This window comes from Curtobacterium sp. VKM Ac-2887, from assembly GCF_015350935.1.
Taxonomy (GTDB): domain Bacteria; phylum Actinomycetota; class Actinomycetes; order Actinomycetales; family Microbacteriaceae; genus Curtobacterium.
This window is the reverse complement of sequence record NZ_JADKSB010000012.1, coordinates 82,225-107,286: the sequence shown is the minus strand read 5'-3', so window position 1 is coordinate 107,286 and position 25,062 is coordinate 82,225. Positions and strand designations below refer to the sequence as shown.

The 25,062-nt window shown below is 70.7% G+C and carries 19 protein-coding genes; 12 read left to right on the top strand and 7 right to left on the bottom strand.

The window, feature by feature from the left end; genetic code table 11:
• Positions 1 to 19: 19 nt before the first annotated feature.
• Both lpdA and ITJ69_RS14510 read right to left on the bottom strand, forming a co-directional pair.
• Positions 20 to 1,393: a dihydrolipoyl dehydrogenase gene (gene lpdA, locus ITJ69_RS14515; RefSeq protein WP_194673113.1), complete on the bottom strand. Its 1,374-nt coding sequence runs from the start codon at positions 1,391 to 1,393 to the stop codon at positions 20 to 22.
• 154 nt (positions 1,394 to 1,547) lie between these two features.
• A complete protein-coding gene (locus ITJ69_RS14510) occupies positions 1,548 to 3,026 on the bottom strand; it encodes a leucyl aminopeptidase (RefSeq protein ID WP_194673112.1) in 1,479 nt (492 codons plus the stop codon).
• A 75-nt stretch (positions 3,027 to 3,101) separates the two neighbouring features.
• Between ITJ69_RS14510 and ITJ69_RS14505 the strand changes: the two genes are divergently transcribed.
• The 5 genes from ITJ69_RS14505 (at position 3,102) to ITJ69_RS14485 (ending at position 8,985) form a co-directional block, all read left to right on the top strand.
• Entirely contained in the window at positions 3,102 to 4,031 is a 930-nt protein-coding gene (locus ITJ69_RS14505) for a proteasome assembly chaperone family protein (RefSeq protein ID WP_194673111.1), read from the top strand.
• A 156-nt stretch (positions 4,032 to 4,187) separates the two neighbouring features.
• Entirely contained in the window at positions 4,188 to 5,507 is a 1,320-nt protein-coding gene (locus ITJ69_RS14500; RefSeq protein WP_194673110.1) for an MFS transporter, read from the top strand.
• Positions 5,508 to 5,700: 193 nt separating this feature from the next.
• On the top strand, positions 5,701 to 6,951 hold the full coding sequence (locus ITJ69_RS14495) for an RNA polymerase sigma factor (RefSeq protein ID WP_123292681.1): 1,251 nt from the start codon (positions 5,701 to 5,703) through the stop codon (positions 6,949 to 6,951).
• Between the two features lie 4 nt (positions 6,952 to 6,955).
• Positions 6,956 to 8,215: a MurT ligase domain-containing protein gene (locus tag ITJ69_RS14490; protein ID WP_123292682.1), complete on the top strand. Its 1,260-nt coding sequence runs from the start codon at positions 6,956 to 6,958 to the stop codon at positions 8,213 to 8,215.
• A complete protein-coding gene (locus tag ITJ69_RS14485; RefSeq protein WP_194673109.1) occupies positions 8,212 to 8,985 on the top strand; it encodes a type 1 glutamine amidotransferase in 774 nt (257 codons plus the stop codon). The genes ITJ69_RS14490 and ITJ69_RS14485 overlap by 4 nt, the downstream gene beginning before the upstream one ends.
• A 137-nt stretch (positions 8,986 to 9,122) precedes the next feature.
• Here the strand turns inward: ITJ69_RS14485 and ITJ69_RS14480 are convergent, their stop codons facing one another.
• Complete coding sequence (locus tag ITJ69_RS14480; protein WP_071255055.1) at positions 9,123 to 9,347, bottom strand: hypothetical protein; 225 nt, start codon at positions 9,345 to 9,347, stop codon at positions 9,123 to 9,125.
• A gap of 168 nt (positions 9,348 to 9,515) precedes the next feature.
• Between ITJ69_RS14480 and ITJ69_RS14475 the strand changes: the two genes are divergently transcribed.
• Positions 9,516 to 11,642 (top strand): DNA gyrase/topoisomerase IV subunit B, encoded by a 2,127-nt coding sequence (locus ITJ69_RS14475; RefSeq protein ID WP_194673108.1) that lies wholly within the window; start codon positions 9,516 to 9,518, stop codon positions 11,640 to 11,642.
• Positions 11,643 to 11,866: 224 nt separating this feature from the next.
• Here ITJ69_RS14475 and ITJ69_RS14470 read toward each other — a convergent pair whose 3' ends face one another.
• Complete coding sequence (locus tag ITJ69_RS14470) at positions 11,867 to 14,353, bottom strand: DNA gyrase/topoisomerase IV subunit A (protein ID WP_194673107.1); 2,487 nt, start codon at positions 14,351 to 14,353, stop codon at positions 11,867 to 11,869.
• 26 nt (positions 14,354 to 14,379) lie between these two features.
• On the opposite strand from ITJ69_RS14470, the gene ITJ69_RS14465 reads away from it, so the two are divergent.
• Positions 14,380 to 15,546, top strand: a complete 1,167-nt coding sequence (locus ITJ69_RS14465; protein WP_194673106.1) for an alkaline phosphatase family protein — start codon at positions 14,380 to 14,382, stop codon at positions 15,544 to 15,546.
• Between the two features lie 48 nt (positions 15,547 to 15,594).
• On the opposite strand, the gene sepH is transcribed toward ITJ69_RS14465, so the two are convergent.
• On the bottom strand, positions 15,595 to 16,620 hold the full coding sequence (gene sepH, locus ITJ69_RS14460; RefSeq protein WP_194673105.1) for a septation protein SepH: 1,026 nt from the start codon (positions 16,618 to 16,620) through the stop codon (positions 15,595 to 15,597).
• A 276-nt stretch (positions 16,621 to 16,896) separates the two neighbouring features.
• Between sepH and ITJ69_RS14455 the strand changes: the two genes are divergently transcribed.
• The gene (locus ITJ69_RS14455) at positions 16,897 to 17,196 is read left to right on the top strand and encodes a DUF4193 domain-containing protein (protein WP_031263038.1); all 300 of its coding nucleotides are present in this window, start codon (positions 16,897 to 16,899) and stop codon (positions 17,194 to 17,196) included.
• Between the two features lie 99 nt (positions 17,197 to 17,295).
• On the opposite strand, the gene ITJ69_RS14450 is transcribed toward ITJ69_RS14455, so the two are convergent.
• Together ITJ69_RS14450 and ITJ69_RS14445 are read right to left on the bottom strand one after the other, a co-directional pair.
• Positions 17,296 to 19,398, bottom strand: a complete 2,103-nt coding sequence (locus ITJ69_RS14450; protein ID WP_228505738.1) for an acyltransferase family protein — start codon at positions 19,396 to 19,398, stop codon at positions 17,296 to 17,298.
• A gap of 29 nt (positions 19,399 to 19,427) precedes the next feature.
• Positions 19,428 to 19,865, bottom strand: coding sequence for a DUF3093 domain-containing protein (locus ITJ69_RS14445; RefSeq protein WP_123938171.1), 438 nt, complete (start codon positions 19,863 to 19,865; stop codon positions 19,428 to 19,430).
• A gap of 66 nt (positions 19,866 to 19,931) precedes the next feature.
• Here ITJ69_RS14445 and dut point away from each other — a divergent pair, with 66 nt between their 5' ends.
• From dut to acnA, 4 genes are all read left to right on the top strand, one after another.
• A complete protein-coding gene (dut, locus tag ITJ69_RS14440) occupies positions 19,932 to 20,423 on the top strand; it encodes a dUTP diphosphatase (protein ID WP_111086382.1) in 492 nt (163 codons plus the stop codon).
• Entirely contained in the window at positions 20,420 to 21,157 is a 738-nt protein-coding gene (locus tag ITJ69_RS14435) for a DUF3710 domain-containing protein (RefSeq protein ID WP_228505736.1), read from the top strand. The genes dut and ITJ69_RS14435 overlap by 4 nt, the downstream gene beginning before the upstream one ends.
• A 25-nt stretch (positions 21,158 to 21,182) precedes the next feature.
• Positions 21,183 to 21,974: a DUF3159 domain-containing protein gene (locus ITJ69_RS14430; RefSeq protein ID WP_131920309.1), complete on the top strand. Its 792-nt coding sequence runs from the start codon at positions 21,183 to 21,185 to the stop codon at positions 21,972 to 21,974.
• A 129-nt stretch (positions 21,975 to 22,103) separates the two neighbouring features.
• Positions 22,104 to 24,920 carry an aconitate hydratase AcnA gene (acnA, locus tag ITJ69_RS14425; RefSeq protein WP_194673103.1) on the top strand — a complete coding sequence of 939 codons (2,817 nt, stop codon included), beginning with the start codon at positions 22,104 to 22,106 and terminating at the stop codon, positions 24,918 to 24,920.
• The last annotated feature ends 142 nt before the right edge of the window (positions 24,921 to 25,062 follow it).

The following is a 25,062-nucleotide window of genomic DNA, read 5'->3' as shown; positions in this document are numbered from 1 at the left end:
GGGCGCGGACTCGTGCGGGTCACAGCGCGTGCAGCGGCTTGCCCGCGAGGTGCATGAACGCCTCGCCCAGGGCCTCGTTCTGCGTCGGGTGCGCGTGCACGAGCGGAGCGATGTCCTCCGGGTACGCCTCCCAGTTCACGGCGAGCTGGGCTTCACCGATGAGCTCGCCGACGCGGGCGCCGATCATGCTCACGCCGACGACGGGGCCGTCGACGACGCGGACGACCTTGACCGAACCGGACGTGCCGATGATGTGGCTCTTGCCGTTGCCGGCCAGGTTGTACTCGTACGAGTCCACCTTGTCGGCGCCGTACTCGGCCTCGGCCTTGGCCTGCGACAGGCCGACGGAGGCGACCTCGGGGTCGGAGTACGTGATCTTCGGGATGTTCTTGTCCTCGATGATCACCGGGTTCAGGCCGGCGATCTCCTCGGCGACGAAGATGCCCTGCTGGAAGCCGCGGTGCGCGAGCTGCAGGCCGGGGACGATGTCGCCGACCGCGTAGACGTTCGGCAGGTTGGTGGCGAGGCGCTCGTTCGTGGTGACGAAGCCGCGGTCCATGGCGACGCCGACCTCGTCGAGGCCGACGTTCTGCGTGACCGGGCCACGACCGACCGCGACCAGCAGGACGTCGCCGTCGAAGGTCTTGCCGTCCTCGAGCGTCACGACGACGCCGTTCTCGTGCTGCTCGACGCCCTGGAACCGGACACCGAGCGAGAACTCGATGCCGCGCTTGCGGAAGGCACGCTCGAGCTGCTTCGACATCGACTCGTCCTCAGCGGGGACGAGGTGGGGGAGCGCCTCGACGATCGTGACCTCGGCGCCGAAGGACTTCCAGACGCTGGCGAACTCGACGCCGATGACGCCACCGCCCAGGATGACGACCTTGTTCGGCACGTAGTCCATGCGCAGTGCGGTCTCGGAGGTGATGACGCGGCCGCCGATCTCGAGCCCGGGCAGGGACTTCGAGTAGGAGCCGGTCGCGAGCACGACGTTCTTGCCGACGATGTTCTGGTCGCCGACCTGCACGGTGTTCTGCGAGGTGAGTCGACCCCAGCCCTCGACGACGGTGATGCCGCGGGCCTTGATGAGGCCCTGCAGGCCCTTGTACTTCGAGGTGATGACGCCCTGCTGGTACTCGATGACCTTCGGGACCTCGACACCGGCGAACTCCGCGATCACGCCGTACTTCTCGGCGTCACGCGTCGCGTCGGCGACCTCGGCCGCGTGCAGCAGCGCCTTGGTGGGGATGCAGCCACGGTGCAGGCACGTCCCTCCGAGCTTGTCGCCCTCGATGAGCGCGACGCTCATGCCGAGTTCGGCGGCCCGGAGCGCAGCGGCGTAGCCACCGCTCCCGCCACCGAGGACCACGACGTCGTAAGTCTGTTCCGTCACCTGGTGCAACTCCCTCGTGCGTGTCGGGCCGATCGGGCCCTACGTGGACACCGCGGGGGCGGCGTCCGACGGTCGGACCGCGTGGTTCCGGTCCCGTCCCGTGCAGTACCGGTGGGAGGCGCGTCGATGCCCCGTCCCACCGGTACCAAACCTACTACTCGGACTGGAGGTCTTCTGCGAGCGCGATGAGCGTCCGGACCATCACACCCGTCGCGCCCTTGCCGAGCCACCCGTAGCCGCCGCCCTTGTGCTCGGACGGGCCGGCGATGTCGAGGTGCGCCCACGGGATGCCCTCGCCGACGAAGCGCTCCAGGAACTTGCCGGCGAGCAGCATGCCGCCGGCCGGGTTGCCGACCGTGGCGTTGACCATGTCGGCGACGTCGCTGGCGAGCCGGGCGTCGAGTTCCTCGGGCAGGGGCATCGGCCAGATCGGCTCCGACACACCCTCGGCCACGGCGCGGAGCTTCGCGACGAGGTCGTCGCTGCCCATCAGGCCGGTGGTGCGGTCACCGAGCGCGACGACCTGGGCGCCGGTCAGGGTGGCGACGTCGACGATCGCGTCGGGCTGCTCGAGCGAGGCGGCGGCCATGCCGTCACCGAGCACCAGGCGGCCCTCGGCGTCGGTGTTCGTGACCTCGACGGTCTTGCCGTTCTTGAGCGTGAGGACGTCACCCGGGCGGGTCGCCGTGCCCGACGGCATGTTCTCGGCGAGTGCGAGCCAGGCGGTGACGCGCACGTCGAGGCCCAGGCGTGCGGCGGCGACGGTCGCGGCGAGCACCGTCGCGGCGCCGGTCATGTCGGTCTTCATGCCGAGCATCGACGCCGCCGGCTTGAGCGAGAGCCCGCCCGAGTCGAACGTGATGCCCTTGCCGACGAGGGCGAGGTGCTTCGTGGCGGACTCCGGTGCGTAGCGGACGACGACCAGGCGCGGGGGACGCGCCGAACCACGGCCGACGCCGAGGATGCCGCCGAAGCCCTGCTCCTCGAGTGCCTGCTCGTCGAGGACCTCGACGGTGAGCGGGAGGTCCGAGGCGAGCCCGGTCGCCACGTCGGCGACGTCCTGTGGTCCCAGGTCGCCGGCGGCGGTGTTCACGAGGTCGCGGACCAGCGACGCGGCGTCGGCCAGGATCGCCGGACGGACTGCGGCGTCCGTCGCGGCGGACGGCGCGAGGACCGTCACGCGCTGGTCGCCACGCGCCGGCCCGGTCGTGCCGGCACCCTTGTGCCGCGTGAAGGCGTAGGCGCCGAGCGCGGCGCCCTCGAGCGCTGCCTCGACGAGTGCGTCGGTGTCGGTCGGCAGCGCGAGGGCGATCGACGCGGCGTGCGGCAGCTGGCGGACGGCACTGCCGGCGGCCGAGCGGTACGCGGCGGCGTCGGTCCCGGTGCCGAGCCCGATGAGCGCGATGCTCGCGGCGTCGACGCCGACGGCCGGGATGCGCACGAGCTGGTCCTTGGCGCCCGTCGCGCCGATCGCCGCGAGGTCGAGGTCGTCGAGCGCGGAGAACGGTGTCGTGGCCGGCTGGGCGATCGTCGCGGGGGCACCGTCGGCACCGGGCCGGACGCCGACCACGAGGACGTCGGCGGAGATCGAGGAGGGGGCGGAGGAGTCGGTGGAGAGCGTCGGTCGGACCATGCTCCAACCCTATCCACGCACTGTTCGCTGTCGGCGTGGCCGTCCCGCGCGGGGGCGTCGGTGGCCCCGCCTAGCATGGGGACGGTGAACCACCCCGAGGAGCTCTACACGTTCGACGAGGCCGCCCCGACCGTCCCGGCCGGGCTGCACCTGGTCGCCGGGCTCACCGGCTTCGCGGACGCCGGTTCGGCCGTTGCCCAGGTCACGACGTCGGTGCTCGCGGACCTCGACACCCAGCTCGTCGCCGAGTTCGACCCCGACGTGCTGCTCGACTGGCGTGCACGCCGGCCCGTCATCACCTTCGAGCACGACCACATCGCCGCCGTCGAGCCGCCCCGGCTGGCGCTGCACCTCGTGCGCGACGAGATCGGCCAGCCGTTCCTGTTCCTGTCCGGGTACGAGCCGGACTTCCAGTGGAACCGGTTCGTGGACGCCGTCACCGGCCTCGCCGCCCAGCTCCAGGTCGCGGACACCACCTGGGTGCAGTCGATCCCGATGCCGGTCCCGCACACCCGCCCGATCAGCCTGACCGTCTCCGGCACCCGCGCCGACCTCGTCGAGCAGATGAGCGTCTGGAAGCCCGAGACCCAGGCGCCGGCGAACGTCCTGCACCTCGTCGAGCACCGGCTCGCGACCTCCGGCGCGCAGGTCACCGGGCTCGTCCTGCTCGTCCCGCACTACCTGTCGGACACCGAGTTCCCGGACGCGGCCGTCGCGGCCCTGTCCGGCATCGCCGCGGCCACCGGCCTCATCTTCCCGACGGACGCCCTGCGCGAGGCGGGTCGCGAGTTCCTCACCCGGGTCGAGGAGCAGGTCGCCGGCAACGCCGAGCTGCAGCGACTCGTCGGTGTGCTCGAGGAGCGGCACGACACGTACATGGAGGGCAACCCGGTCGCGTCGCCGCTCACGGACGTCGACGGCGAGGTGCCGACCGCGGACGCGATCGCGGCCGAGCTCGAGCGCTTCCTGGCGGATCGTCGCACCCAGGGTGACGGCGGCGAGTAGCCGGGTCGGGCCCTGAACGGTCCGGAACGGCGGCCTGGAGGCCCGGGGCGGGCCCGCACCGTCCCTCCCGTCGGTCGTCCGGTCGCGACCAGGACGTCACCTGCGTCGGCGACACACGTCGCGTATCCGGCTCCGCCGGATCGGTAGCCTGTCGGGGTGAACTCCCGTCGCGCCTACCTGATCTGGGGCATCGCGGTGCTCGCCTACGTCCTCGCGGTGGTGCAGCGGTCCTCGCTCGGGGTGTCCGGGGTGGACGCGCAGGACCGGTTCGCCGTCTCGGCGGCGGTGTTGTCCACGCTCGCGGTCGTGCAGATCGCCGTGTACGCCGGACTCCAGATCCCGGTGGGCGTCGCGCTCGACCGGGTGGGGCCGCGCAAGCTCGTCCTGCTCGGCGCCGCGCTGCTCGTGGTCGGCCAGGCCGTCGTGGCCGTCTCGCCGACGGTCGGCCCGGCGATCGCGGGCCGGGTGCTCGTGGGTGCCGGCGACGCGATGACGTTCATCTCGGTGATCCGCCTGGTGCCGATGTGGTTCAGTGGCCGGGTCCTGCCGCAGATCTCGCAGTGGACGGGCAACCTCGGGCAGATCGGCCAGATCCTGTCGGCGTTCCCGTTCGCGGTGCTCCTGCACGCGGCGGGGTGGACGCCTGCGTTCGGGGTCGCCGCCGCCGCGAGTGCCGTCGGGCTCGTCCTGGCGTTCGTCTTCGTCCGCAACGGCCCCGTGGTCGTGCGGACCGGGACGATCCCGCTGCCGCACTCGTGGGGCGCCGCGTTCCGGACGTTCGGGCACGCGTTGCGTCGACCGGGCACGCAGCTCGGGTTCTGGTCCCACTACGTGACGCAGTCGTCCGGCACGGTGTTCTCGCTGCTGTGGGGCGTCCCGATGCTCCGCGGGCTCGGGTACAGCCCCGCCGAGGCCGCCGGCTTCCTGACGATCATCGTCGCCGTGGGCTTCGTCGCCGGGCCGCTGCTCGGGCTGTTGTGCGCGCGGTTCCCGATGCGCCGATCGAACCTCGTGCTCGGCGTGGTCGTGCTGCTCGCCGTGGTGTGGACCGCGATCCTGCTCTGGCCCGGCCACCCGCCGACCTGGCTGCTCGTGCTCCTCGTCGTGGCGATGGGCATCGGCGGCCCCGGTTCGCTGATCGGGTTCGACTTCGCCCGGACGTTCAACCCCGTCGGTTCCCTCGGGTCCGCGAACGGCGTCGTCAACGTCGGGGGGTTCCTGGCGGCCTTCGTGATGATGTACCTGATCGGGCTGCTGCTCGACGTGATGTCCCGCGTCACCGGTGAGACCGTGTTCGCCTGGGACAACTTCCGCGTGGCCCTCACGGTGCAGTACGTGGTGGTCGGGTTCGGTGTCGCGATGCTGCTGCACGCCCGGCACCGCACGCGCCGGGTGCTCCACGCGGAGGAGGGAATACGCGTCGGACCGCTCTGGGTTGCACTCGTTGCGCGCCTGCGGAAGCGGCACGTGCAATAATGATCACGGACCCACTCAGGACCCCCATCCTGTCGGAGCACTTCGGAGCGCCGATCAACCCGGGGGACTTGACATGGGTCTTAGTGCTGCCCGGAACGGTAGGACTCGACGACGCGGGGGACTGCGGCTCGGGCCCTGGGCGGCGAGGGAGGCCACGACCCCACGAACGTGGCACGACGAGAGAGGTGATCGCATGGCTGCCCGGAGCACGACGATCGATCCCACGAAGGACACTCAGCCCGAAGGTGCTGTGGCAGAGGACGCCACGGACGCCGAGGGAACCGCCGCGCCGAAGAAGCGCGCCACCAAGGCCCCCGCCAAGAAGGCCCCGGCCAAGAAGGCCGCCCCGAAGGCGAAGAAGGTCGACCCCGTCGACGAGGCGAACGAAGCCACCGACGAGCCGACCGAGGACGTCGAGGACACCGACGACAAGGCGATCAAGCCCGACGCCGCCGCTGCGGTCGCCGCTGGCGCGCTCGTCATCTCGCAGACCGACGACGACGAAGCCCCCGTCTACTCCACGACCATCACGGGTGCGACCGCCGACCCGGTGAAGGACTACCTCAAGCAGATCGGCAAGGTCGCCCTGCTCAACGCCGAGCAGGAGGTCGAGCTCGCGATGCGCATCGAGGCCGGCCTGTTCGCCGAGGACAAGCTGCAGCACTCGACCGGGCTGACCAAGCCGGCCGAGCGTGAGCTGCGCTGGGTCGCCCGCGACGGACAGCGCGCCAAGTCGCACCTGCTCGGCGCGAACCTCCGCCTCGTGGTGTCGCTCGCCAAGCGCTACACCGGCCGTGGCATGCAGTTCCTGGACCTCATCCAGGAGGGCAACCTGGGCCTGATCCGTGCGGTCGAGAAGTTCGACTACACCAAGGGCTTCAAGTTCTCGACCTACGCGACGTGGTGGATCCGCCAGGCGATCACCCGCGCCATGGCCGACCAGGCCCGCACCATCCGCATCCCGGTGCACATGGTCGAGGTCATCAACAAGCTCGCTCGTGTCCAGCGCCAGATGCTGCAGGACCTCGGCCGCGAACCCACTCCGGAAGAGCTCGCCCGCGAGCTCGACATGACCCCGGAGAAGGTCGTCGAGGTGCAGAAGTACGGCCGCGAGCCGATCTCCCTGCACACGCCCCTGGGCGAGGACGGCGACTCCGAGTTCGGTGACCTCATCGAGGACACCGAGGCGGTCGTGCCGGCCGACGCGGTGGGCTTCACCATGCTGCAGAAGCAGCTCGAGAGCCTGCTCGACTCCCTGTCCGAGCGTGAAGCGGGCGTCATCCGCATGCGCTTCGGCCTCGGTGACGGCCAGCCGAAGACCCTCGACCAGATCGGTGACACGTTCGGCGTGACGCGTGAGCGCATCCGTCAGATCGAGTCCAAGACGATGGCGAAGCTCCGCCACCCGTCGCGGTCGCAGTCGCTGCGCGACTACCTCGAGTAGGCCGATGCGGTTCTTCATCCCGATCCTGATCGGGCGGATCCTCCGTGCCCTCGCCAGAGCGCGGGGCGGGGGATCCGCGTACCCCGGCTTCATCGTGCTCAAGCTCGTGCCGGACTTCCTGCAGCACGTGACGAAGCAGTTCCCGAACGGCGTCGTCTTCGTGCTCGGCTCGAACGGCAAGTCGACGACCACGCACATGATCTCGGACATCGTCCGGGCGCACGGGCTCCGCGTCTTCACGAACCCGTCCGGGGCGAACCTGCCGCAGGGCATCGCGTCGGCGTTGCTGTCCGAGGTGTCGCTGACCGGTCGCCTGAAGGCGGACATCGGCATCCTCGAGGTCGACGAGGCCTTCGCGGTCGAGCTCGCCGGCATCCTGTCGCCGTCCACGGTGACGATGCTCAACGTGCAGGTCGACCAGCTGTACCGGTTCTTCGAGACCGAGCGCGTCGCCGACATGATGCTCGACACCGCGGCACTGTCCACGGCGAACGTGATCACGAACCGCGACGACCAGTTCCTCGACGCCTACGCAGCGCGGGCCGGCCAGCGGGTGCTGCGCTTCGGTGCGAGCGCCGAGGTCGTCGCCGCCGCACCGAACGGCCTGCAGAACGCCGACGACTTCGACCGGCAGGACGCCCAGCCGAACGCCGCTGAGTCAGAGGTCGTCGTGAACACCGGTGACGGTGCGACGATCCGCTTCGACGGTGCCGACATCGCGGTGCGCCTGCCCGCACGCGGCCTGCACTACGCGGTCGACGCTGCTGCTGCCACCGCCACGGCCAGCGCGGCACTCGGCACGCAGTTCCGCGCCGACGCCGTCACGAAGGCCTTCGGCACGATGAAGCCGGCGTACGGCCGCGGGGAACGACTCCCGATCGCCGGCGAGTCCGCCGAGTTCACGATGTTCAAGAACGCCGCGAGCCTCCAGCTCAACCTCGACGCGCTGCCGGACCGCCCCGAGCAGGTCCTCATGGCGATCGACGAGGGCACGCCGGACATCTCCTGGATCTACGACATCGACTTCTCGAAGCTCGACCACGTCGACGTCGTCTCCGGTGACAAGGCCTGGCAGATCGCGATCGCCCTCGAGCACGCCGGTGTCCGCATCGGCCGGGTCGACCCCGACGTCGAGGCCGCGATCAAGCACATGGAACAGCTCGGGTCGACGACCAGCGGGACGAAGAACTTCATCGTCAACTACGAGATCATGATGATCGCCCGCAAGGCCCTCGGCCACCCGGACATGGAGAAGACCGCATGACGGCCGACCGGCTGACCATCCTGCACGTCTACCCCCGGCAGATGGGCGTCTCGGGGGACCGCGGCAACGTCGCGGCCCTCGTCCGCCGTGCCGCCGCAGCCGGCCTCGACACCGAGGTGCTCGAGTACGCGCCCGGCGACGACCTGCCCGCCGCGGCCGACGTCGTGGTCATCGGCAACGGGCCGCTCAGCGCGATGCGTTCACTCGGTGCCGACGTCGCCCGCATCGCTGCGCCGCTCCGTTCGTTCGCGAGTGACGGCGTGCCGGTCATCGCCGTCGGCGGCGGGTTCGACCTGGCGACGAACGAGGTCGTGCCCACCGAGGGTGCTCCGCTCGCCGGGTTCGGCGTGTTCGACGCCCGAGCCGTCCGCGGTGCCGAACGTCGGGTCAACTACTTCGTCCTCGAGACCCGGTACCCGCTGCTCCCCGGTGCGTCGAAGCGGCTCGCCGGCTTCGAGGACCACGCCACCACGATCGAGCTCGCGGCCGGGGTCACCCCCTTCGCCGACGTCGTGTCCGGCGGCGGCAACCAGGCGGGCGCCCCGGTCGAGGGTGCGATCGTCGGCACGTCGTTCGGCACGCACACGCAGGGTCCGATCCTGCCGCTCAACCCGCAGCTGACCGACAGTGTCCTCGCCGCAGCCGCCGCACGAGTGGGCCGCGAGTACACGCCGGACCCGGAGCAGACGGCGACCATCGACCGCTACGCACGCGAGGCGCGCGCGACGGTCGATCGCTACGTCGACAAGGCGTTCAAGCGCATCGCGTGACGCTCACGAAGGCCGGGCCCTGACGGGACCCGGCCTTCGTCGTCTCCGCGCGTTCTGAGACGGGCAACAGACAGACGGGAGGCCCGGTGCCAGCTGGCACCGGGCCTCCCGTCTTGCTGTGCTCGCGCCTTCGCGCGCTACTTCGACTCGTAGAGTCGGCTGCTCTCGTCGTGCCACTCGATGGCGGTCGCCGCGAGCTTGTCCTTGAACTCGGCGCCGTGGTGCGCGCAGAAGAAGAGCTCGCCGCTCGACATGGTGGCTCGGATGTAGGCCTGCGCTCCGCAGCTGTCGCAACGGTCGGCGGCGGTCAGCTGGTGGTTGCTGACTTCGTCGATGGAGGGGTCCTGCACGGTCTGGGTCATTGCTGTGCTCCTCACGGATCGCAGGTGGTGCCGGGTGGTTGCACCATTTCAACACGTGATGCCTGAGAACGATGCATTGTGCAGTGCTGTTTCGCTGAGCGCGGATCGGTTGTCCCCAGTGCGAGTGTCCGCGACGAGGGTGTCGGTGCCGCTCGGTAGCATCGGACGGTGAGCTCCGACTACTCCGCACGCCATCTCTCCGTCCTCGAAGGGCTCGAGGCGGTCCGGAAGCGTCCGGGGATGTACATCGGCTCGACCGACTCCCGTGGGCTCATGCACTGCCTGTGGGAGATCATCGACAACTCCGTCGACGAAGCCCTGGCGGGGCACGGCGACGAGATCGGCGTCGTGCTGCACGCCGACGGTTCGGTCGAGGTCCGCGACACCGCCCGGGGCATCCCGGTGGACGTCGAACCGAAGACGGGCCTGACCGGGGTCGAGGTCGTGTTCACCAAGCTGCACGCCGGCGGCAAGTTCGGGTCGGGGTCGTACGCGGCGTCCGGCGGACTGCACGGCGTCGGTGCCTCGGTGGTCAACGCGCTGTCCGAGCGCCTCGACGTCGAGGTCGACCGCGGCGGCAAGACCTACGCCATGTCGTTCCACCGCGGCGAGCCCGGCACGTTCGACGACGCGAAGGGCATGGGTCCGGACGCCCCGTTCAGCCCGTTCACCTCGGGCAGCGAGCTGCGGGTGGTCGGCAAGGTGAAGAAGGGCGTCACGGGCTCCCGGATCCGGTACTGGGCGGACCGGCAGATCTTCACCGCCGATGCGCGGTTCAGCACCGACGACCTGGTCACCCGGGCACGGCAGACGGCGTTCCTGGTGCCCGGACTCGGCATCACGATCACCGACGAGCGCGTGTCCTCGATCGAGGCCGCAGCTGCGCGTGCCGAGGCGACGGGGACCGCCGTCGAGGCCGGCCCGGTCGTCGAGCGCTTCCGCTACGAGGGCGGCATCGGCGAGTTCGTCGAGCACCTCGCGGCCGACACCGCCGTCACCGACGTCTGGCGCGTGCAGGGCACCGGGACCTTCACCGAGACCGTCCCGATGCTCGACGACAAGGGCCACATGGTGTCGACCTCGGTCGAGCGCTCCTGCGAGGTGGACCTCGCGCTGCGGTGGGGCGACGGCTACGAGACGGTGTTCCGCAGCTTCGTCAACATCATCGCCACGCCGAAGGGCGGCACACACCAGGCCGGCTTCGAGTCCGGTCTGGTCAAGGCCGTCCGAGCACAGGTCGAGGCGAACGCCCGCAAGCTCAAGGTCGGGCAGGACAAGCTCGACAAGGACGACGTGCTCGCCGGCATGACCGCCGTGCTGACCGTCCGACTGCCCGAGCCGCAGTTCGAGGGGCAGACGAAGGAGATCCTCGGCACGCCGGCGGTGCGCAAGATCGTCGACCAGGTCGTGTCGAAGCGCATCACCGAGATCCTGACGTCGACGCAACGCACCGAGAAGGCCCAGGCGGCGACCCTGCTCGAGAAGGTCGTCGCGGAGATGAAGACCCGCATCTCGGCCCGCGCCCACAAGGAGACGCAGCGCCGGAAGAACGCGCTCGAGAACTCCTCGTTGCCGACGAAGCTCGCGGACTGCCGGTCGCAGGAGACCGAGGGCACCGAGCTCTTCATCGTCGAGGGCGACTCGGCCCTGGGGACCGCGAAGCTCGCACGCAACAGCGAGTACCAGGCGCTGCTGCCGATCCGCGGCAAGATCCTCAACGTGCAGAAGGCGTCCGTGTCGGACATGCTGTCGAACGTCGAGTGCGCGTCGATCATCCAGGTCATCGGCGCCGGCTCCGGCCGGACGTTCGAGATCGACCAGGCCCGCTACGGCAAGGTCATCATCATGTCGGACGCCGACGTCGACGGCGCCCACATCCGCACGCTGCTGCTGACCCTGTTCTTCCGGTACATGCGACCGATGATCGAGCAGGGCCGGGTGTTCGCCGCCGTGCCGCCGCTGCACCGGGTCGTCGTGGTGAACCGCGGCAAGCCGAACGACACGCTGTACACGTACTCCGAGCAGGAACTGCAGACCGTGCTGAAGAAGCTCGAGAAGACCGGCAAGAAGTACCAGGAGCCGATCCAGCGGTACAAGGGCCTGGGCGAGATGGATGCTGACCAGCTCGCCGAGACCACCATGGACCGCGCGCACCGGACCCTGCGGCGGGTGAACATCACGCACGCCGAGGGCGCGGCGAAGGTGTTCGAGCTGCTCATGGGCAACGACGTCGCCCCGCGCAAGGAGTTCATCCTGGCCGGCGAAGGTCTGGACCGCGACCGCATCGACGCGTAGCCGCGCGGCGGCGCTGGCACGAGTCTCGCCGGCGCTGGGCCGAGTCTCGGCCTCAGCGACTCGTCTCGGGCTGCGGGCCCCGAGTTCGGTCGCTCAGCCCGAGACTCGGTGCCGCCAGAGCGACACCGTGCCGCCACCGTGCGCGGTCCGTGCCGCCGAAGCGACAGTGTCCCGCGAACTGTTCGCGGGACACTGTCGCTTTCGCGGGGAGGGGCTGCCGCGCGCTACGCGTCGCCAGCGGTGCCGTCGAGCGCCGCGGCACTGCCCCCGATCGAGCCGATGACGGCCTCGAGCGGTGCCCCGGACCCGTCACGCTTCGACAGCCAGTCGGGCAGGGTCCGCGCGGCGCCGTCCGTCCCGACCGCGTGCGGGGGAGCGATGCCCGCCCAGCCCACGGTGAGCCCGTCCTCGCCCTTCAGGAACGCGTGCGCCCGGACACCCTGGGTCGCCCGGCCTTTGGCGGGGAACTCGGACAAGGCGGAGACCTTCGCGCGTCCGGAGTCGGTGCCCGGCAGTGCCGTGGAGGTCGTGGAGACCGTGGCGACCACGGCGTCGTCGGACCGGGCGACGGACCCGAACCAGATCACCGAGGACCCGGACGCCAGCGCCATGCCCGCGACACCGCCGGCCGGCAAGCCCTGGGCACGGACGCCCGACGCGGGGAAGCGCAGGAGCTGGGCGTTCGAGCTGATGAAGACCAGGTCGTCGGACTCGGGTGCCTGGGCGGCGCCGACCACCGCATCGCCGGGCTTCAGGCTGATGGCGACGAACTCGGGCTTGTCGGGCCAGGCTCCGGGGACGACGCGCTTCACGACGCCCTGCGCGGTGCCGATGGCGAGGGAGTCCGACGACGCGCCGGACAGGTCGACGAGTGCAACGACCGTCTCGCCCTTGGTGAGCACCAGGAAGTCCGTGACCCGTACGCCGGCGTCGAGGCGGACCGCGGCGGGCGGCACCGCCGGGACGTCGACGGGGGAGAGCCGCAGGACCCGCCCGGTCGAGGTCAGCGCGCCGACCTGGCCCCGGACGGTGCTCACCACGGCGGACCGGACGGCGTCGTGCTTGGAGCGCTTCGGGACGCGGACGATGCTCAGTTCGGACGTCGGGATGTCGACGCGGATGAGTCGTCCGGTGGTCGAGAGGAGCACGCGGCACGGCGAGTCGGCGACCTGGAGCGACTCCGGGTCGACCGCGGCCTTGCGACCGCCCTTGACGGGGGCGTCGGCCTCGGTGAGCAGGGTGCGGCGGGGGGTGGCGAACTTGTCGGAGACCTCGGTGAGCTCGAGCGCGACCTGGGCACGCAGCCGTTCGTCGGACGCCAGGAGTTCCTCGAGCGCAGCGATGTCGGCGAGGAGCTGGTCGCGCTCGGCCTCGAGCTCCATGCGCGAGAACTTCGTCAGGCGTCGGAGCCGCAGTTCGAGGATGTACTCGGCCTGCACCTCGGACAGGTCGAAGACGTCGCGGAGACGGCTCCGCGCGGCCTCGGAGTCGTCCGAGGTGCGGATGACCTGGATCACCTCGTCGATGTCGAGGATCGCGATGAGCAGTCCCTCGACCAGGTGCAGCCGCTCGCGACGACGCGCGAGCCGGTACTCCGACCGCCGGATGACGACCGACAGCCGGTGCTGCACGTAGACGTCGAGCAGCTCGCGCAGCCCGAGCGTGCGCGGCGACCCGCCGACGAGCGCGACGTTGTTGATGCCGAAGCCGTCCTCGAGCGGAGTGTGCTTGTACAGCTGCTCGAGCACCGCGGTGGGGTTGAACCCGCTCTTGATGCCGATCACGAGTCGGAGCCCGTGGTTGCGGTCGGTCAGGTCGTTGACGTCCGAGATGCCGACGAGCTTCTTGGACTGGACGCCGTCCTTGATCTTCTCGATGACGCGCTCGGGGCCGACCAGGTACGGCAGCTCGGTGACGACGAGTCCAACCTTGCGCGGGGTCAGGTTCTCGACGCTCACCTTCGACCGGGTGCGGAACGTGCCGCGCCCGGTGGCGTAGGCGTCGCGGACCCCGGAGAGCCCGACGATGGTGCCGCCGGAGGGCAGGTCCGGCCCCGGCACGAACTCCATCAGCTCTTCGAGGGTGGCCTGCGGGTTCATCAGCAGGTGCTTCGCGGCCTCGACCACCTCGCCCAGGTTGTGCGGCGCCATGTTCGTCGCCATGCCGACCGCGATGCCCGACGCGCCGTTGACGAGCAGGTTCGGGAACGCCGCGGGCAGGACGCCGGGCTGCATGATCTGGTTGTCGTAGTTCGGGACGAAGTCGACGACGTCCTCGCCGAGGCCCTCGGTCATCGCCATCGACGGTTCGGCCAGGCGGGCTTCGGTGTACCGGGCGGCAGCGGGACCGTCGTCGAGCGACCCGAAGTTGCCGTGGCCGTCGATCAGCGGCACACGCATCGTGAACGGCTGCGCCATCCGCACCAGGGCGTCGTAGATCGCGCCGTCGCCGTGCGGGTGCAGCTTGCCCATCACCTCGCCGGTGACGCGGGCGCTCTTGACGTGCCCGCGGTCGGGCCGCAGGCCCATCTCGGCCATCTGGTACAGGATGCGCCGCTGGACGGGCTTCAGGCCGTCGCGCGCATCGGGCAGCGCCCGCGAGTAGATGACGGAGTACGCGTACTCGAGGAAGGAGCCCTGCATCTCCTCGGAGACGTCGACGTCCTCGATGCGCTCACCGTCGGGCAGGCCGACTGCGTCCGTGCGTGCCATGGCACCTTTCTGGAAGACTCGTTGGAATGGGAACAAGCGTACCGACGGCCCCCGACGCCGCCGCGAACCTCGCCGACGTCTTCCCGAGTTGCCTCGTGGCGCTCGGGGCTGCGGACAGCCAGTGGTCGCGTGACCACGGCCTGGAGGCCCGGATCGCCCTCCGTCCCGCCCGTTCCGCGATCGTCGTCCTGGTCGACGGCCTCGGGAGCGTCGCGCTGTCGGCTCGCGCCGGGCACGCCCGCTGGCTCACGGCCGCGAAGGGGTCCGGCACCGCGAAGAAGCTGCGCAGCGGGTTCCCGACCACGACGGCCGCGGCACTGAGCACCCTGACCACCGGACGGTCGCCCGGCACGCACGGCGTCGTCGGCTACAGCGGCTGGAACCCGGACACCGGCGCCGTGATGAACCTGCTCGGCGGGTGGGACACCGAGGTCCCTGCGGACTGGTTCCTCACCGAGACGCTCTTCACCCGTGCCGCGGAGCTCGGCGTCGACCCCGTCGTCGTCGGCCCCGACCGGTACCGGGCGTCGGGCATGACCGCGAACGTGCTCGGCGGCGCGCGGTACGTGTCGGCGGACACGATCCCGGAGCGCATCGACGCCGCCCTGGCCGAGACCGCCACCGGTCGGTCACTCGTGTACCTGTACGTGCCGGAGCTCGACTCGATCGGCCACAAGTCCGGGTGGCAGTCCGACCGGTGGACGGCCACGCTCGAGCTGCTCGACGGTGAGCTCGCGCGCCTCGATGCCCGCGGTGCGTCGGACGTGGGTGTCCTGGTCACCGCGGACCACGGTGTGCTCGACGTGCCCGACCACGCGAACATCGCCATCGACCCGCTCCTGTTGACGGACGTCGTCGGGGTGGCGGGCGATCCGCGGTGCCGCCAGCTCACGGTGGCACCGGGCACCGACGTGCGCGGGCTGGTCGGGGCGTTCCGGGCGCGCTACGGCAAGAAGGCGTACGTCGCGAGCCGCGACGAGGCGATCGCCGCCGGGTGGTTCGGTGCGGTCTCGCCGCAGGTGGTCCCGCGCATCGGCGACGTGATCGTCGTGGCGCGCGGGTCGTGGGCGTTCAACGACGACCGCGCGCTGCGTGACGGCGAGGTGCCGAAGCGCATGATCGGCCAGCACGGCGCGATGACCGACGAGGAGACGTTCGTCCCGCTGCGGCTCGCCGGGGCGTTCGCGCAGTAGCAGCCGGCCGCGACCGACCACGCGGTCAGCGCCAGCCGGACGGTCGGCTCAGGCCGGGTCCTCCGGGCGGGTGCCGAAGACGATCTCGTCCCAGCTCGGCATCGACCGACGGTTGCGCTTCTTGCGCTCCGCACGGCCCTCGGCTTCGGGCGCCGATGCCGGACGGGCGTCGGCGGACGGCGGGACGGTGTCGCCCTCGGGCTCGTCGTCGAACCCCTGCAGCGGGATGTCGACGACGCTGATCGAGGTGCCGCGGGCCGGCTCGTCGCGCTGCTCGCCGAACGAGGCGGCCTCGCGCTCCCCGCGGCGGCGACGGAGGGCCTCGAGCAGGTCGGCGGTCTCGTTGCCGGGTGCGCGCTCCTCGACGGCCGCCTGGCCGATCCGGGGCAGCGGTGCTCGGAGCGGCGCGCGGTCGGGGACGTCGGGGTTCGTGACTGCCTCGTCCTCTTCCTCGACGCGGAAGGCGCCGGAGTCGAAGCGGGTGCCGTCGTCGTGCTGCTGCTCGTACTCCACGGCACGCAGTCGGGGAGCGATGCCCTCGTCGTCGGTGTGCGAGAGCCGGTGCGCGTCGCCGTTGTCCGGCACGAGCGTCGAGGTCTTCGGGTCGAAGCGCCACTGGGCGTCGTGCTCGACCTCGGCCGCGGTGTAGCGGACCCGGACCTGCCAGCCGCTCTCCGGGTGCTTCCACGAGCCCCAGCTGATCGCGGTGGCCTCGCCGGCCTCGAGCTTCGCGGTGATCGCCGCGCCGAAGGTGTCGGGGGCCTCGTCGTCGACCGGGGTCACCGGGACGCGGTGCGAGGCGTCGAGGACGAACGCGCGCTCGGCGAGCACCGGGCCCTCGAAGCGTCGGACGTACTCGACGTCGACGTCGAGCGCGGCCGCGACCTCGGCGGCGTCGGCACCACCACGGATGCGGGCCTGGACGTCCTTGGGGGAGACCCGCTTCTGCGGACCGGCGTCCGGGTTGGCCTGACGCACCTGCCCCGGCAGCGAGGACGTGACGGGCAACCGGAACTCAGTACCGCCGTCGGTCGCCAGGAGGAGTGCGCCTGCCTCGACTCCGATGACTCTCACGTCTTGCATGGTCCAGCCTTCCCAGCGTCGCGTACGGTCGTGCGTCGTACCCCGTGAGTATGCAGTGGTCGCGGACGGTTTCCACGGAGGCGCACGGGCGTGCCGCGGAGTCTGCGCATCAGTGGCGACGGGTGTCGGGAATGTCCCGATCCGGTCACGGGTTGCAGCGCCGTGACGACCCGCCGCAGATCTCGGTTTGCACTCTGGCGGGACGTAGTGCAAACTGTCGCCGCCGATCACCCGGCGACGACCTCTCGATACGAGAAATGGATGGGCATGGCCACCGATTACGACGCCCCCCGGAAGACCGATGACAACTCCGATTCGGAGTCGATCGAGGCCCTCAAGGAGCGCGTTCCCGACAAGATGTCGGGGGTCGTCGACGATGATTCGGACAACCCCGGCAGCTTCGAACTCGCCGGGCAGGACCTGAGCGACGTCGACCTCGACGTCGTGGTGCTGCCCCCGCAGGTCGATGAGTTCACCTGCGTCGAGTGCTTCCTCGTGAAGCACCGCTCCCAGCTCGACCACGAGTCGAAACTCGGGCCGGTCTGCGCGGAATGCGCAGCGCTCTAGACGCACCGATGACCGAAGGCCCCGCATCCTCCAGGATGCGGGGCCTTCGTCGTACGGTGCGGGACGGACGCGTGCCGGGCCTCCCGTCACCTGTGCGTGTCAGCGTCGCAGCAACGCGTCCCAGTCGACTGCGCGACGCAGCACCGGGACCAGGCGGTCCGCGAACGCTCTCGTGGTGTGCACCTGGTCGACCCGGACGAGCGTGTCGTCGATCACCGCGGGGCACGACGAGCCGTCGCTGCTGCACGACCACGCGGCCATGTCGACGTACGCCGCGCCCGGTCCGCTCGAGCGGACCGCGGCGGCCTCCGCGGTGCGTTTCGCTCGGGCGTCCGGGGTGACCGAAGCGGCGCACGGTCCGAACCCGTGGATCCGGTCGGGACACGTGGATGTGTCCGGACCGTACTGGGGTGCGCTGAGCACGAGCACGCGGCGGTGGTCGTTGCGGAACGCGCGGATCGTCTCGGCCATCGACCGTTCCCAGAGCTCGGCTGCACGGCCCGCTGGGAGGTCGCCGAGGTGCTCCCGGTACTCGCCCGTGACGGCGCTGATGACCACCAGTCGGGGGTCAGCCGCTGTGACCGCCCGGTGGAGGGCCCGTTTGGCCGTCAGACAGGCATCGGACCACCGGTGCCGCACCGCGCGTGTCGGGATGACGGCGCTGCAGCTCGCCACGCCTGTCACGCCGATGGCGGTACCCGTCGGTAGCGCTCCGACGACGGTCGGCGACCACGCGACGGTGGTGGAGTCGCCGACCACGAGCACATCGGCCCCGGTCGTCGCGCCGCACGTCCGGAGGGGCTCGCCGACGCCGACGAGGCAGCCGCCGTCCCGCATGGCGGGCGGCAGGGAGGCGCGGGTGGCACCGGCGGCGAGTGCTGTGGCGTCCGGGTGCCCGTCGACGGCCACGGCGGTGCGGAGTGCGCGAGCGTCCGCGAACGGGAGTCGCTCGGGGGCGTTCGTGGGTGGTCGCTCGAGCAGCCGCGCCGCGGAGGCCGGATCCCCGACGGTCATCGTGGCGACCGACAGTGTGACCACGATCGCCGGGACCACCAGTGGGAGCCGTCGGAGCCGTCGGAGGCGCTGTCGGTGTCGTGGCCGGTGCCCGACGGGACGTCGGGTCCGGAGCGGCTCCTCGACGTACCGCGTCGAGAGCGTGGCGAGCACGAGTGTGACCGTCACCGCAGCCGCCGTGCCCATCGCCCCGGGGGCGACGACGGCGGCGAACACCAAGAGCGGCCAGTGCCAGAGGTACGCCGAGTAGGAGACCCGACCGAGCGCGACCACGGGCCGGACCACCCACCGCACCGCGGGGAGCCGGAGCTGCAGGTCGCCGGCCACGAGCACCAATGCGGTCCCGACGACGACCGGGACCGTCGGGAACGGCGACACGGGGGCGAGGAGCACCCCGATGATGACGCCACCCGCGCCGACCGATCCGAGCCCGACGGTGACGGCTGTCGGCAGTGCCCGCGGCGTCGGGTGCGCGGTCACGGTCGACCGCGTCGCCACGGTCGGCAGCGTCGCCACGGTCGCTCCGAGGAGGAGCTCCCATGCCCGCGCCCAGGTCTGGAAGTAGGCAGAGTCCGTGACGGGACCGGCACCGACGGCGACGACGGTCCCGACAGCCGTGAGCGCGGCGACCACAACAGGGACCAGACCAGCGCGCCGACGTCCGCAGACCGCCAGGACTGCGAGCAGGAGCACCGGCCACACGGCGTAGAACTGCTCCTCGACGGCCAGCGACCAGAAGTGCCGGAGCGGCGAGGCCGCGGTCTCGGCGAAGTAGTCGGCATCCTGCCGGACGAGATGCCAGTTCATCGTGCCGACGAGCGCCGCGAGGGCGTCGCCGAGCACGGACACGAACCTGGGCCGGAACCAGAGCGCCGCCGAGACCGACACGGTGACGACGACGACCACGAGCGCGGCGGGGAGGAGACGCCGGATCCGACGCACCGCGAACCCGACGAGGTCGATGCGGCCGGTGCGGACGTGCTCAGCGAGCAGGCTCCGCGTGATCACGAACCCGGAGAGGACGAAGAACACGTCGACTCCGAGCCACCCGCCGGCAGGGGTGCCGAGCGCGTGTTCGGCGATCACCAGGGCGACCGCGACGCCGCGCAGGGCCTCGACATCGATCCGCTTCGTACTGGGTGGTTTCGTACGGGGTGGTTTCGTACGGGGTGGTGGAGAACGATCCATCACCCCAGACTGGCATGTGAGATACCAGGTCAGCGCGTATGTTGCATGGCCTCGACCACCTTGGTGGGCTGCCGGACGCTGACCAGCCAGTAGGGCGTCGGGTCGGCGTCGTCGCGGACCTCGACCTTGACGACCCCGCGCACGTAGCCGCGGAAGAGCGTCCACGCTCGTGCGTCGAGCTTCGGGCCGCGCTGCGTGGTCGCCTCGGCGCCTTCGAACGCCTCGACGCTGCCGACGAGTGCGCGGGGGAGGTGCGCCTTGCCGGCGCGGAACTCGCTGTCCGTGACCTCGATGGTGGGTGCGAGTGCCCACAGGAGCACGAGGACGCCGAGCTCCATGCCGATCGCCACGAGCACACCGGCGAGCACGCTGATGGGCAGGAACACGAGCAGGGTGGCGGGGATGACGAGCGCCGTCGCCAGGTACAGGGCGGGCGGGGCCCAGAGTCGTTCGCGGTACAGGGTCACGGGTCCATTCGACCACGACTCGGAGCAGGTCACGGTCGGGTCACGTCTCTGCACTACCCTCGACACGTGACCGAACCAGTCGACGTCCTCTGGACCGGGGAGAACCGCCCCGGACACGCCCACCCCGGCGACGCCGGTGCCGACCTCGTCTCGACCGAGGCCTTCGTGCTGCAGCCGGGCGAGCGCCACCTGGCCGCGACCGGGCTGCGGATCGCGCTCCCCGAGGGGTACGCCGCGTTCGTGGTCCCGCGCAGCGGGCTCGCCGCCAAGCACGGCATCACCATCGTCAACAGCCCGGGCACGGTCGACTCCGGGTACCGCGGTGAGATCAAGGTCTCGCTGCTCAACACCGACCGGTCCGAGCCGTACGAGGTGCACGTGGGTGACCGGATCGCACAGCTGATCGTCATGCCCGTGCCGCGGGTGACGTACACGCACGTCGAGGAACTCCCCGACAGCGTCCGGGGCCAGGGTGGCTTCGGCTCGTCCGGCTACGGTGACCGGAGCGGTGCCGTGACCGGCGCCGCCGATGATGTTCAGGAAGGAACGCGCGCATGAAGTTCGGTCGACGCAAGCGTGACGAGGGCGAGGTGGCCGAGGTCGAGGTGGCCGAGGCCGTCGCCGACGAGGTCGAGATCGCGGACACGACCCCCGAGGTCGACATCGCGACGGACGCCGACGCGGACCTCGACGAGGTCGACGGGGTCGCCCCGACGGACAAGTCCGCACCCGAGGACCGCGCCGAGAACGGCCCGCACGACGAGACCGAGGCGAACCTGGTCCGTCCGTACGTCGACCTGGGCGGCGTGAAGGTCCTGCCGCGCGAAGGCCTGCACCTGCGCCTCGAGGTCGAGGAGGGCTCGCAGCGCGTCGTCGCGGTCGGGCTCGACTACGACGACTCGACGCTGCAGGTCCAGCCGTTCGCCGCACCGCGCTCGACGGGGCTGTGGCACGAGATCCGCGCACAGATCGCCGAGCAGATCGAGCGCCAGGGCGGTGTCGTGACCGAGGTCGACGGCCCGTTCGGCCCCGAGCTCCGCGCGTCCGTGCCGGTCGCGGTCGACGGCGACGGCGGCACCGCCGGCGTCCGGCCGGCCCGCTTCGTCGGCGTCGACGGCCCGCGCTGGTTCCTGCGCGGCGTGATCGCCGGCAAGGCCGCCGAGCAGCCCGACGACGCGAGCGAGATCGAGGAGCTGTTCCGCAGCGTCGTCGTCGTGCGCGGCACGACGCCGATGCCGCCGCGCGACCTCATCCCGCTGCACATGCCGAAGTCGACGCAGACCGCGATCTGACGACCTGACCCGCCCTGGAGGCACGGTGCCGGAACACGACGACACCCACCGACCCGAGACGGCCGGGTCCGAAGCCCTGCCCGCGTCCGCTGGGACCCCTGACGCTGCGTCGGCTGCGCCGTCGTTCTCCTCGCAGTTCCGCGACGCGGTGCAGAACGCGGGCATCGCCCGCGTCGCTCCTGGCGAGGCGCCCTCCGGGCGTGCGCTGCTCGGAGCCGTCGGCGGGATCCGCGGGCTCGCCGAGTCGGTGCTGCCCGGGTTCGCGTTCCTCGTCGTCTACGCGATCACGAAGGAGCTCGTGCCGAGCGTCGTGATCCCGGTGGTCGTCGGCCTGGTGTTCGTCGTGCTCCGCCTGGTGCAGCGACAGTCGCTGACGATGTCCTTCGCCGGGATCCTCGGCGTCGCGGTGTCGGCCGGCCTCGCCCTCATCACCGGACGCGCCGAGAGCAACTTCATCCCGGGGATCATCATCAACTCGGTGTGGTTGGTCGGGCTCCTCGTGTCGCTGGCCGTCCGCTGGCCGCTCATCGGTCTCGTCGTCGGGTTCCTGCTGCCGGCGAACGAGGACGGCTCGCACGTCGACTGGCGCGCCGACCCGGTCAAGCGCCGCGTGCTGACGGTCGCCACCTGGATCTGGGTCGGGCTCTTCGCACTCCGCCTGGCCGTCGAGGTGCCGCTCTACCTCACCGCGCAGGTCGAGCTGCTCGCCGGCCTCAAGCTCATCCTCGGCGTCCCGCTCTACGCCGCCGTGCTCTGGGTCACGTGGCTGCTGGTCCGCACGGTGTTCGTGCGGAGGGACGACGCCGCCACGGTGTAGAGTTGTCTCGACATCAAGAGACTTTCCCGTCCGGCGCTCCGGCGTCAGCGGGATTAGGTTTGCCTTGCTGGTGGGACGGACCACGGCCCGCGATGATGAGGGCAAACCGATCAGTAGGGAGGCGGCACGGTGGCTGCAGTCAATAGCTTCGGCTCGAAGGACGCACTGTCGGTTGGGGGTGTCGACTACGCGATCCACCGGATCGACACGGTGCCCGGGCACGAGAAGCTCCCGTACAGCCTGAAGGTGCTGCTCGAGAACCTCCTCCGCACCGAGGACGGCAAGAACGTCACCGAGGCGCAGATCCGCGCGCTCGGCTCCTGGCGCCCCGACGCCGACCCGGACACCGAGATCCAGTTCTCGCCGGCGCGCGTCGTCATGCAGGACTTCACGGGCGTGCCGTGCATCGTCGACCTCGCCACCATGCGCGAGGCGATGGCGGACATCGGCGGCGACACGAACAAGATCAACCCGCTGTCCCCGGCCGAGATGGTCATCGACCACTCGGTCATCGCCGACCTCTTCGGCAGCACGGACGCACTCCAGCGCAACACCGACCTCGAGTACGAGCGGAACGGGGAGCGCTACCAGTTCCTCCGCTGGGGCCAGACCGCGTTCGAGGACTTCAAGGTCGTCCCGCCGGGCACCGGCATCGTGCACCAGGTCAACATCGAGTACCTGGCGAAGGTCACCTACACGCGTGACTTCGACGGTGAGACCTACGCCTACCCGGACACCCTCGTCGGCACCGACTCGCACACCACGATGGTGAACGGGCTCGGCGTGCTCGGCTGGGGCGTCGGCGGCATCGAGGCCGAGGCAGCGATGCTCGGCCAGCCGGTGTCGATGCTCATCCCGAAGGTCGTCGGCTTCAAGCTCTCCGGTGAGATCCCGGCCGGCGTGACCGCGACCGACGTGGTGCTCACCATCACGCAGGAACTCCGCAAGCACGGTGTCGTCGGCAAGTTCGTCGAGTTCTACGGCGAGGGCGTCAGCGCCGTCCCGCTCGCGAACCGCGCCACCATCGGCAACATGTCGCCCGAGTTCGGCTCGACCGCGGCGATCTTCCCGGTCGACGACGTCACGCTCGACTACCTGCGTCTGACCGGTCGTGACGAGGCACAGATCGCCCTGGTCGAGGCGTACTCCAAGGCCCAGGGCCTGTGGCACGACGCGTCGGTCGAGCCGGCGTACTCCGAGTACATGGAACTCGACCTCTCCACGGTCGTGCCGTCGATCTCGGGGCCGAAGCGTCCGCAGGACCGCATCGAACTGTCCAAGGCGAAGGACCAGTTCGAGGTCGACCTGAACAACTACACGACCCCGAGCGAGCAGACCGACCTCGACGACGCGGTGGAGGAGACCTTCCCGGCCTCCGACCCGATCGCCGCGGGCTCGACCAACGAGGACACCAACCTGCACGAGCACGTCTACGTGTCGAGCGCCCCGTCGACGGCCTCGGCCCCGACGAAGGTCGCGATGGACGGGGCCGACCCGTTCACGATCGACCACGGTGCCGTCGCGATCGCCGCGATCACCTCGTGCACGAACACGTCGAACCCGTCCGTCATGATGGCGGCCGGCATCCTCGCGCGGAACGCCGCCGCCAAGGGCCTCACCTCGAAGCCGTGGGTCAAGACGACGCTCGCCCCCGGTTCCAAGGTCGTCACCGACTACTACGAGAAGGCCGGTCTCACGACCTACCTCGAGCAGCTCGGCTTCTACACGGTCGGCTACGGCTGCACCACCTGCATCGGCAACTCGGGCCCGCTGCCCGAGGAGATCTCGCAGGCCGTGCAGGACAACGACCTGGCCGTCACGGCGGTGCTCTCGGGCAACCGCAACTTCGAGGGGCGCATCAACCCCGACGTCAAGATGAACTACCTGGCGTCCCCGCCCCTGGTCATCGCGTACGCCCTCGCCGGGTCGATGCACTTCGACTTCGACAAGGACGCCCTCGGCAAGGACCAGGACGGCAACGACGTCTACCTGCAGGACATCTGGCCCGACGCGGCCGAGGTGCAGCAGGTCATCGACGAGTCGATCGACACCGAGATGTTCACCCACGAGTACGGCTCCGTGTTCGAGGGCGACGACCGCTGGAAGAACCTGCCGACCCCCACGGGCGACACCTTCGAGTGGGACCAGGAGTCGACCTACGTGCGGAAGCCCCCGTACTTCGAGGGCATGACCATGCAGCCCGACGCGGTGTCCGACATCTCCGGCGCCCGCGTGCTGGCGAAGCTCGGTGACTCGGTCACGACCGACCACATCTCGCCCGCCGGCTCGATCAAGGCGGACAGCCCGGCCGGCAAGTACCTGGCCGAGCACGACGTGGACCGCAAGGACTTCAACTCCTACGGCTCGCGTCGCGGCAACCACGAGGTGATGATCCGCGGCACGTTCGCGAACATCCGCCTGCGCAACCAGCTGCTCGACGGCGTGGAGGGCGGTTACACCCGTGACTTCACGACCGCCGACGGCGAGCAGTCGTTCATCTACGACGCCTCGCAGCACTACCAGGAGCAGGGTATCCCGCTCGTCATCTTCGGTGGCAAGGAGTACGGCTCGGGTTCGTCGCGCGACTGGGCGGCCAAGGGCACGAACCTGCTCGGCGTCCGCGCCGTCATCACCGAGAGCTTCGAGCGGATCCACCGCTCGAACCTCATCGGCATGGGCGTCGTCCCGCTGCAGTTCCCGGCGGGCGAGACGGTCGAGTCCCTCGGGCTCGACGGCACCGAGGTCGTCTCGATCTCGGGCCTGACCGAGCTCAACGAGGGCCGGACCCCGAAGACCGTGCACGTCACCGCGACGCCGAGCGAGCACTCGCCCGCCGGCAAGCAGCCGGTCGAGTTCGACGCGGTCGTCCGGATCGACACCCCGGGTGAGGCCGACTACTACCGCAACGGCGGCATCCTGCAGTACGTGCTCCGGTCGCTCGTCTGAGTCCGTTGAACGACAGGAGCGACGTGCGCACGGGTCGCTGACGCGACCACAGGACGGACGGGAGGCCCGTGGCGACACCGCCACGGGCCTCCCGCGCGCTCCGCATGACGCGACGCGCCAGCGGCGCGCGGCGCCAGCGCCG